The organism is Bradyrhizobium sp. Arg816 (genome assembly GCF_029989365.1).
Lineage (GTDB): Bacteria > Pseudomonadota > Alphaproteobacteria > Rhizobiales > Xanthobacteraceae > Bradyrhizobium.
The window spans coordinates 61,523-71,203 of sequence record NZ_JAPRAQ010000030.1 but is presented as its reverse complement, the minus strand read 5'-3'; the positions used below and the strand labels follow the sequence as shown (position 1 = coordinate 71,203).

Sequence of the window (9,681 nt, the reverse complement as noted above, 5' to 3'; positions counted from 1 at the left end):
CTCAGCTTATTTGGCCGTTATCCAACGGAGATCTATTTATGAGTAAGGATAACGTGAGCTGGAAACTGAGACGTCGTGTCATCGACGTAGCGCGCGGAGGTGAGCACAAGCCGCTGTGGACAGGCGCCGAGGGCATATTTTCCAGGCGGCGCACGGTTGAACGGCTGGCCGTCTGCAGGGACGACGAAGACTCCGATCGACAGAGACGCAGCCTGCCCAGGGTCCTCTGGGTGAGGTTTAATCCCTCCAATGCGCTCGCCAGACTTGCTTGAGCTACTTCGAGCCCGTCGATTCAACTATGCTGGACTGCATTAGCAGCATTATCCATGCCACAAACCTCAGCCTGCTGATGCGACGAAGCGACGGAAGCTTCGCGTCGGCCCACAGCGGGGGAATGTTCTGGTGCGCAGGCACCCTGGTGATCCATCCCAAGATCCTCACCGACCTCGAGCCGCTGTGCGATCACCTCCTTCACCATCAACTCGAGGGCGATTGATGCCTCGCGTACGAAGCCATCGTACGCGCCATGTCCCTCCGCTCTATCCAGCACGCTGGCACGGTAGAGCGCGTTTGCAGACCTCCCCTCGAAATGCAGAGGCGCGCGGCGGCTTTCAAAGCTCATCCGCCCACTGCCGACACAACGGCGTCGTAGGCAAAGCGCAGTCCAAGCAGGAAGGCGACGAGAGACCCAACCAAGGGGACGTAGGCCAACCGGTGAAGTAGCTGCATCGGGCGTGTGGTGCCTTCATTGCCGTACCCAAGCTGCACCAGGTAAGCGATCAAGAACAGCACCACGCTCATTACCGTTCCGATCCCGAACGAAACCAGCGCAGAGCCGAACGAGGGCGTGACGACCCGGACACGGGCACCGAAGAACGTTAGCAGCGAAGCCGCAGCGCCGCCGTTGACAAGAGGAGCGACTTAATCGTCTCCAGGGCGTACTTATTGCCCTCGCCCCAGTGCCAACACTGCTCTTCGGGATTCGGTCTCGCCACCACAAACCCTCAGGAGTTCTCCAAGGCTTTCAGACGCTTGTCGATGTCCTCGAATGCTAACGCGATGTCCTGCAAGAGCGGTTGGAGGTCGCTGTATTTGACGACCACGCTTCGATCGGGACGGTTGGTAAACTGGAGCAGATTCGTAACTGCCTTGCGCACGTCGTCAGCCATCTGGCCTCCTGACGAATCGGGTGTGCGCAAGCTTAGATGCGCTCCAGTACTCGCGCAACTTGCACCGCAGACCAGGCGCCAGGATACCGCGGCTATTGAGCCCATCCGCGATCGCGCTCAGGCTGGCTGCGCCGGCGGCCTGTAATTCCGCGATCACCGGCGCGATGTCGGAGGCCCCTCGCGGTGGCCCGCTTCTGGAGGGCCGCCGTGGAGGCAGCGCGCATCTTCGCGGTGGGCTTCACGCCGCGGTGACCACCGAGCTTAACCCCCTTCCGCTTGGCGGCCGCCAACGCCTTCTTGGTTTGATCGGAGATCATGCCAGCCTCAAGTTCTGCCACAGCAACCATCTGCTGAAGCATAAAGCGGCTCGTTGCGCCATCGATCTGTGGAAGGTCTGCGAAGCGCACGTCGACACCGGCCTCCAGCAGACGCGAGAGGAAGGCCGCGGAGCGCGTCAAGCGATCGACCTTGCTAACAACCAGCGAAGCGCGGTGCAGCCGCGCAGCAGCCAGCGCCTTCTCCAGCGCCGGCCTATCCGATCGCTTGCCCGACTTGACCTCAGCGTATTCGTCGACGATCGTCCAATCGCCGCCACCTTCTGCGCCTCCAGGCCTAGGCCGCTCCTGCCCTGCTTGCCGGTGGAGACTTGGTAGTAAGTGACGAACTTCCCGTTGTTCTGAGCCATGGCCGCCCTGTTACAAAACGGGCAACCTATGGAGTCAAACGTCTCTTCGGAGTGCTCCTAGGAACATTTTGCGGGACATCGAGGGGACAAAGGGACATTGGGACGAGCCGAGCGTCTCCATTGGCGGGGCGCTGGAACGCCCGCCGGGCGCCAGATATAGGTGATGGCGTTGATCGGGCGGCCAAAAAAAAATTGCAAGGCTGGCGTGCCTATGTGAAGGCTATGTGGAGGCAAGTCATTGAGGCACGCAGGAAGCCCTGTTCGACAAGATTTGAGGATGGTCGGCCGCCCCAAGGAAGAACATGTAATGGCTCGTGATCCCCGCACTACTGATCGCCCGAGGCGGCGACGTCGCGCCCCACAGGTGGCCGCAATCCAAGAAGCGAATACAGCCGGCGCCGCCGATGGGATTTCGTCGGCCGCCGCAGAGGGTGCCGCGATTTCTGAAGCCGTCGGGACGGCGAAGGGCGATCCTCGCATTGCGATGGCTGGCATGGGACAAGCCGGTGCAATGATAGCGGGCTTTTCAGAAGGCGCTGAAGCCGTCGGCAACTCTAGTGGTAGCCCAATGAACCGGGGCGTAGCTGGTGGCGGAGTCGCCGGCATTATCACCGCTCGCCGCGAATCCCCCGACGTTGCCGAGATTAAGGACGACGTGACAAACCCCGATCCCGTCGATGCACTATGGGACAACGTTCGTGCGCAACGTGCGCTGATGCAGGCTATTCTGCAAAATCGCCCGCAGACGCCGGTGGGGCCAGGGCACAATCGCGGACCTGAATTTGCTCCCACAATTGCGCAGGATTTGGTCGAAACAAACCGTCTTATCGAGCTGCTCTCTGAAGCCGGTCCGCACAGCCGGGTAAGGGCCGGAGAGATTTTGGAGGTTGCGAGGTCGGCGGCGAATACAGCTGAGAGAGGCAAGACCGCGATCAATGCCTTCGCGCTTGCCGTGGTCGCAGGAGCTGGCCAATTTGTCGGTAATAAGGGCCTCGAATTGCTTACGAGTACGCCTTGGTTCAAGGCCTTTTACGCTCAGTTGGCCGATCTTGCTGCCGCGGCCATCGCGTTGGTCCACGCAATCCTATAGGCACCGCGGCAACCATGCCTTCACTTGATGAGGTCTACCAAAAGTTCGGCTTCGTTGCGGAGGCCGTGGCGCTTCTCGAAACCGAACTCGGCAATAAGCTCCTTTGGAGCCGTGGGACGGATCGGGGTCTGCTCGATAACCCGGATCCGGAGGCGGCTCGCGAGATTCTCGACAAGATTGATCGATCCACGCTCGGTCAATTGGTGAAGGGGGTTGGTGCTCAACCACCCGATCTGGAGGATCTACTTTCGAACGCTCTTAGCGTACGCAACCGGCTCTTCCACAGCTTCTACCGCCAACATAATTTCCGGCGGAACTCCGACGAAGGCAGGACCATCATGTGGAACGATCTCGATTCAATCCACGACGTGCTTCACAGAGCCTACGATGCGCTGGCGCTATTCAACGGAGTAGATATCGACGCCATGGTGGAATCCGGTGCATCGCCGCTGCCAACGGCCCATGTGGCCATCTGAGCGGCTACCTGGTTGGCCTATATCCTAGGGAAGCCCAAGGATCTTCGCGATCGACTTCCACAATTTTCGGCGCCGGCGCGATGTGGTGCGCGTTTTCCCGCACATAGTCGACCAGCCGTTCTCGCTAGCGCCGTGTAAGCGGCGCGCGTCGAGCGCGCCTCACGAACTCGGCGAAGGCGTTCGAAGCTCTTTCAGTCGGGCTTGGTGATCCGGCTTTCTTGTCTTGAGAGGCGGCGGCATCCAGCCAGCTCATCCGGTTCAAGCCACCACCGATCTGTGGCGCCGTCGTGCTTGATGCGCTCGGCGATCGCGGCTGTCACGCCACAATCCGTCCGGTCACAAATGTACAGATTGTCGCCGGACGCATTTTCCCGTGACTTCTCAGAAGAAGCAACACGTTCCCTACGCCTCCGCTGACGCTTGGCGGCTTGCGCCCTCTCGTGGATCAACCGCTGCTTTGGCGGAAGCTCCAAGCGCGGGCGCCCCGCGGTCGTCCGCTACTCTTCTTGCACGGTCTGTCCGCATGCGTGCGGCGTCCGCCTTCCGCTCAAGCACGCGGCGTCGATCGTAGTTGGGATCGTCGTCGGCTCCCAGGAAGTGCTGAAGCTTCAGTTCTCGACAACGATCGAGGCTTAGCTCGAGCACCACAGCGGACTGGTCATTGGTCCACTTGAGGTTCGGGACGCCTTTCAGCGCGCGGAGCATCGCTTTGAACTTGGTCTCGCTCGCCCACGGTGGCCAGTCACGGCAGAACTCGCGCACCGCTTGCTCGCGGTCAGATGGACGAGAGCACCATGCATGATCGGCAGCCCATCGTAGGATACGCCGTCCTCTCTCAGAGCTCGGAATCGCCTCGAGCATCGTGTTGCAAACAGCTGCTTTGTCTTGATCACGGTGAAGCGTGTGGAGATGCGGGGGGTGGTGCCCTGCTCTCGGACTTTCAGAAACCCCGTCGGTTGGCGCTGGCGGGGTTTTGCTTTTGAGCTACTGTTTCAGTATGCCGCCTTGACCGGCCTTAGGGCGTGCCCACAAAGGCTCAAGCTGGCCGAATCCGTTAGTCACTCGTCTCGGACGGCATATAGTTGCGAAATGGTTAGGATCGGTAGTCGCCCTAACCCATCGACAGAAAAGGCTCCTGCCCTTTCTGCCGGGATCGCCAACGCCCAAATGGCGGCTTGAAATCGTTGCGAAAAATGCGTTTCAGTTACCCCACTTTTTAGAACCTCTGTTCCGGTGAGTAACAAACGTGTGTCGCCCGCGCCGTCGGGGATGACTTTCCGTCAATCGAACAGGTGCCGGCTCGCATCTGGCCTGCTTTGGATATACGGCCCGGCGGGCTCTCCGGAGCCGGACGTCGGGCAAGCGACCGCGGAAAATGAGACCGACGCCCCGCAATCGTGACAGGCGATCAACCCCGGCGGCGCCGCGGCTTGGTGTCTGCTATTTTTCATCGGTTCGATCTACCGAGATTTCCGCAACTCGGCGGCAAAATCAAAGACTGGGCCTGGCGCCGAGGTCCCCGACCAGGCCCACAAGATGGCCAATTGGATCGCACCAACAAGCGGGCTGCGGAAGACCTATAATCCGGTCAGCGGCGTCGGTGCGCCGGTTTGACGAGGCGCTGGGTGGCCGGGGCAAAGGTCTTCAGGAGAAGCCGGCGACAACTGCGCCGGCACCAGCGCTATTCAAGCCTCTCTCACGTTAGAGATCGACTTTCTGGACACAGCGAAGCGGCGTCTCGGCGCTCTTCGTTATGCAACATCATCAATGCGACCGCCGCCCTTAGGCGTGGTAATCGCCCGGTCGTGCCGATACAGCCGATCCATCAAGTAATAAAGTCCGACGCCGGTGACGGTCGCAATGTGCGCTACGACTAGCGAGAACAAGATAATCGTGATGCTTCGGATTGACAGATAGAGGCCATCTCCACCAATTGCGATCAGATGAGAGACCAGCGTACTGTTCCTGCTCATGCCGACCGCAAACGCGGCTGCAAACGAGAAGAGAATGCTGGAAAAGGCGAGATAGCCAAAAATCGCGCAGGCGAGTTCGCGACGGGTTAGGTACTCCGTGATAGCGTGCCCATCCGCATCTTTTTCAATGAGCGCAATAGGTCCTGACCGAATGACCTTGTCTAAGTCTTCGTGCGTAAATGTTGCCGCAGCTACGAGCGCGGCTACATAGAACCCGCCGAGCGCAGCTGTAACGTTGATGAGCTTATCCAGGAACCCGTCTGGATTGAAAAAGACCCCTCCAAACGCAACGAACGGCCCTGCCATAAGCGCGGCTAGAATCACCGTCGGAATAAGATCTAAATGCGCCTTGCCATCAGCCCGGAGGCGGAAGTAGCGCAGCGGATAGAATAAGCGCCACATGGAGGGCCTTCAGCCTTTCTTGAAGAGTTCGATAGCCTTGCTCAGCAACTCTTCGTTTACGTTCTCAGTGCACGCGGGAAGGGGCTTCTTCACAGTTACCGGAACGGCGCGGACGAAAAGGACATCAGCCGCGTCCTGCACGCGGGCGACAGAAACAAGTCGCGAACGAGCTTCAGGCATATTAATACGAACGCGAACGTCGCTCCAATCCTTTCCCGCCCATTTCTTAATTTTATTTATGATCGGAAGTGACCGTTCGGGAGTGCTGCGGATGTACAATTTCCAGCGAACTTCCCGCGGAACAATGTGCTCCATATCGAGACCTCTCACGTCAGGCGGCTTCACCAATTCGACGTACTCAATTTCACTTCCTGCACCCATTGCCTTGTCGATCGTTTCAGACTTCACGCCGAGAAAATCGACTAACGTATATGTCTCTTGCTCCTTCCCGCGCCTGTCCTTGTAGTTGTACTTGTGGGCTCGTAGCACGTCTCCGAGGATGCCTTGGACATACGTCCTGCCAAGGCCCGGAATTTCTTCCAGTATTGCCCGATGGGTGGGTCGCGGACCGCCGTCGGTCTTCAACTCGACAAACAGGTGGGCCGACATCGTGATCGCGTCGTCTTCACCCTTGTCGGCTTCGCGAAGCTCGCGTGTTCGCTGGTTCTCCCAGACCGGCGTGGTCGCGTCAGGATCGGACCGCCGGAATAGAAAAATTGCCACACCTTTATCGCGCCTGACCTCGAATTTCGTCAGACGAATGACATCCTTGTTCCGCAGCGCCATCTTCGCGCGGTCGTCGCGAATTGCTCGCGTAACAACGTCCTCCACGTCGATGTTACCGTCTGTTGACAAGATAGGGAGCGCGGCGCCGTGATCATAGGGCGTTCGTAAACACAGGTCATGACGGACAAAAAACCGCTCATACGGGTCTACGATCATCTATTCCTCCCCCACCCGGCACAAGCTGAACTAGAAATCGCGGGGTAGCGCAAGCGCAACCCAGGGCTATCCATAGCGATTCTACCGAGGGATAGGCATGCGTGCCGACAGTGCCCAAGGATCTATATGAATGGGGCCAACGTCGGCCTCTTCCCTGCTGGAACCCAAAATCCGACCGATTCGGAGCGGATGAAGCGGTTTGCGGCGGATAAGTCCAGTGAGAGCGCGCGTCCATCCGCCGATAAACAAAGGTGTTGATGACCGAGCAATACCTGCCTGTGGTGGGACAACCTAAGAACTGAACCCGGCTATATCTCCTCTCAGGCGGTGTCCCCGCGGCTCCGCCTGTGGTCGCCGCCGAGCCGTTGGGGTGCGGCGGCTTCCAAGGTGATGCAGCCAGGCGCAGGGCCAGCAGAACGACCGGCAGCACGCGCGTCGAGTTCGCCCCGAGCAGCGTAGCGATCGGAGACATCCTGATCTGAGCGTATGCGCAGCCGACCCCGACGCTGAGAGCGATAGTCAGATCGAACGCGGCATTGCCGAAAACGCCGTCCCCGAGCCACTGCATCAGGCAGGAAAGGAGGCCGATCGCCGAGTGAAGAGCCGTCAAGCGAGATGCATAGCTGCCCCGGCTGAACCAAACCCAAATTCCCCAAAAGATCGCGGCGACCGCCAGCCACTGCAAGGACCCGATCTGACTCACGAGATGGCCCACGGAGTAGGCCTGGCTGGTCAGAAGGTTGGTGTAGAACGCCGCCCCGAAGATCACGCCGCAGGCGAACAGGCCGCCCCCCGCGGCGAGCGCACTGATGAGCGCAGGCCTCGCGCCAGTGCGCCAGTCGCGCAGCAAAAGCCACAGAACCGCGGTTGCAGATATCCCGATAATGTTGTGCTTCCAGAAGCCTGCTAGGACGATCACCAACAAAGCCGGGACAGGAGAGAGCCCCGACCGCTCGCGCTCGAGGAACCAAACGAATCCCGCGGCCATGTTCGCTTGCCCGACAATCTGCAGATTGTTCGCGCCCAGGTAGCTCGTCGCATTGTGCGCCATGATCGCGACGAACCAGAGGCCGCCGACGGCACCCGCCGGCAGCGACCCGGCCAAGATCCGCACTACCAACGCGATCTCTACCGCGAGCGTGAGAAGCCCAATAATCGAGAGCGCGCGCCCCACGAAGAGACTATCTCCGAAGAGACGTCCGAGCGCACCCACGATGAAGAATGAGAGCGGTGGGTAGTTGTTAACGATGAGCTGATCGGCGCTCGGGTACAGTGGCAAACCGGCCGCCGCAGCGTCCTGATGGAAGGCGTTCCGCGATTCCGAGAACCAAATCTCGACCGGGAATTGAGCCCGCCAGACCGACCAAATCAAAAAATAAAGCGCGAGCGCCGCAAAAGTGCCCAGGCTCAAGACGCGCGTACGACTATGCATTTCTCAGCCCTGCCGGACCGCACTCAACCGGGCGCGAGCGGCTGGCGAACACCCGCGGACAGAACGAAAAGACGAACGAGCGAACCCGCCGAGACCAGCACGCCCGGCAGTAACCGCTCGAATTGATATAAGCCCCAAAGCCCCGCTCCATTTGCCCGCAATGGATCCGCGCAATTACGAATCATTGCAGCAAACCTCTACCGAAAACTCCGTACGTTTCAGACGAAAACGAAGCTTTTCACGCGGGAAACGATCGCGCCCAGCGTGGAGAGGACGGAATATCTGCTTTGGTCTTCCAAGGCGCGGGCCTAAGCCCCACGCCGGTTGTCACCAACTCAGTTGACGCCGACCTACCGATTCAACTCAGTAGGCGTCACCACCAATTGCCTGAGAAGAGCGTCCGCCATTGGCGCTTCAGCGGCGCGCGCTGCCCCGACGGTGTCTGGCGCCAGGAACATATCCGGCAGTTGGCCCGTGCATCGGCCGAGCCAAGCGCGCTTGGCCCGATCACGAATGCCAGTCAGCGCCGATAGGCCGCCCGACTTGGCCGCAGCAGCGATCTCAGCGCTAAAATGTCGTAGTTGGGTCAATTTCGACGGATTTATCAGGGATCATCGGCAGGTTGATGGTAAGCGGCATGAGGCACCCACCTAGCCCCCCCTGGGCTTACGCGCGATAGAGGCTGGCATGAGCTGATCGGAGGAGGTGGATCGATGGTAAATGCCATGCTTGATGCCAGGCAGGAAGGTGACTCCTATCGTCGTGTTGAGGTGATCACCGGGGAGCGCCGGCGGCGGCGATGGACGGGCGAGGAGAAGGCCCGGATCGTGGCGGAGAGTTTTGAGGAAGGCACGAACATCTCCGAGGTGGCGCGGCGCAACGGCGTTTCCCGCGGGCTGCTCACGGTGTGGCGACGCCAGATTACGGCAATGGCCGGCAAGGTGCCGAGCTTCGTGCCGATCCAGATTGGCGCCGAGGGCGGCCAGCTCTCAGCGTCGGCGCAAGCGCGGCCCTTGAAGGTGACCGCGCCGCCGACCAGGGCCTGTGGGGTGGTCGAGATCGAGGTGAGTGGGGCGCGCATTCGCGTCGAGGGAGAAGTGGATGCTGCGACGCTTTGCACGGTGCTGTCGGTGCTCAGAGGCGATCGATGATAGCGCTGCGGCCCGACCTCAAGGTGATGCTGGCGTCCCAGCCGGTCGACTTTCGCAAGTCGGTGCACACGCTGTCGGCGCTGGTGAGCGAAGCGCTACACACGAGTCCTTATGACGGCAACGTCTTCGTTTTCCGTTCCAAACGTTCCGACAGAGTAAAGCTGCTGGCGTGGGACGGCAGCGGCATGGTGCTTGTAACGAAGTGGTTGCACGAAGGGCATTTCACCTGGCCGCCGATCCGCGACGGCGTGGTGCATTTGAGTGCGACGCAACTCGCGATGCTGGTCGACGGGCTCGAGTGGACACGTGTCTCACCCAAGCCTGTGAAGCAGCCAGCCGTTGTCGGCTGAGAGGTGAGGAT

At 60.1% G+C, this 9,681-nt stretch carries 11 protein-coding genes; 5 read left to right on the top strand and 6 right to left on the bottom strand.

The window, feature by feature from the left end; genetic code table 11:
• The first annotated feature begins 268 nt into the window (after nucleotides 1–268).
• Complete coding sequence (locus OWC48_RS40425) at nucleotides 269–496, top strand: hypothetical protein (RefSeq protein ID WP_282525004.1); 228 nt, start codon at nucleotides 269–271, stop codon at nucleotides 494–496.
• Between the two features lie 122 nt (nucleotides 497–618).
• On the opposite strand, the gene OWC48_RS40420 is transcribed toward OWC48_RS40425, so the two are convergent.
• The 3 genes from OWC48_RS40420 to OWC48_RS40410 form a co-directional block, all read right to left on the bottom strand.
• Complete coding sequence (locus OWC48_RS40420; protein ID WP_282525003.1) at nucleotides 619–801, bottom strand: hypothetical protein; 183 nt, start codon at nucleotides 799–801, stop codon at nucleotides 619–621.
• A gap of 203 nt (nucleotides 802–1,004) precedes the next feature.
• A complete protein-coding gene (locus OWC48_RS40415) occupies nucleotides 1,005–1,169 on the bottom strand; it encodes a hypothetical protein (protein ID WP_282525002.1) in 165 nt (54 codons plus the stop codon).
• Nucleotides 1,170–1,261: 92 nt separating this feature from the next.
• Nucleotides 1,262–1,747 (bottom strand): recombinase family protein, encoded by a 486-nt coding sequence (locus tag OWC48_RS40410; protein WP_308777025.1) that lies wholly within the window; start codon nucleotides 1,745–1,747, stop codon nucleotides 1,262–1,264.
• 471 nt (nucleotides 1,748–2,218) lie between these two features.
• Between OWC48_RS40410 and OWC48_RS40405 the strand changes: the two genes are divergently transcribed.
• A complete protein-coding gene (locus OWC48_RS40405; RefSeq protein ID WP_282525001.1) occupies nucleotides 2,219–2,944 on the top strand; it encodes a hypothetical protein in 726 nt (241 codons plus the stop codon).
• Nucleotides 2,945–2,958: 14 nt separating this feature from the next.
• A complete protein-coding gene (locus OWC48_RS40400) occupies nucleotides 2,959–3,420 on the top strand; it encodes a hypothetical protein (protein ID WP_282525000.1) in 462 nt (153 codons plus the stop codon).
• Nucleotides 3,421–5,171: 1,751 nt separating this feature from the next.
• Here OWC48_RS40400 and OWC48_RS40395 read toward each other — a convergent pair.
• From OWC48_RS40395 to OWC48_RS40385, 3 genes are read right to left on the bottom strand one after another with little or no spacing between them, the layout of a single operon-like run.
• On the bottom strand, nucleotides 5,172–5,795 hold the full coding sequence (locus tag OWC48_RS40395) for a hypothetical protein (protein ID WP_282524999.1): 624 nt from the start codon (nucleotides 5,793–5,795) through the stop codon (nucleotides 5,172–5,174).
• Nucleotides 5,796–5,804: 9 nt separating this feature from the next.
• The gene (locus tag OWC48_RS40390) at nucleotides 5,805–6,737 is read right to left on the bottom strand and encodes a hypothetical protein (protein ID WP_282524998.1); all 933 of its coding nucleotides are present in this window, start codon (nucleotides 6,735–6,737) and stop codon (nucleotides 5,805–5,807) included.
• Nucleotides 6,718–8,169 (bottom strand): hypothetical protein, encoded by a 1,452-nt coding sequence (locus OWC48_RS40385; protein ID WP_282524997.1) that lies wholly within the window; start codon nucleotides 8,167–8,169, stop codon nucleotides 6,718–6,720. The genes OWC48_RS40390 and OWC48_RS40385 overlap by 20 nt, the downstream gene beginning before the upstream one ends.
• Nucleotides 8,170–8,882: 713 nt before the next feature.
• On the opposite strand from OWC48_RS40385, the gene tnpA reads away from it, so the two are divergent.
• A complete protein-coding gene (gene tnpA, locus OWC48_RS40380) occupies nucleotides 8,883–9,320 on the top strand; it encodes an IS66-like element accessory protein TnpA (protein WP_404979882.1) in 438 nt (145 codons plus the stop codon).
• Entirely contained in the window at nucleotides 9,317–9,670 is a 354-nt protein-coding gene (tnpB, locus tag OWC48_RS40375) for an IS66 family insertion sequence element accessory protein TnpB (protein ID WP_282524996.1), read from the top strand. The genes tnpA and tnpB overlap by 4 nt, the downstream gene beginning before the upstream one ends.
• Nucleotides 9,671–9,681: the final 11 nt, after the last annotated feature.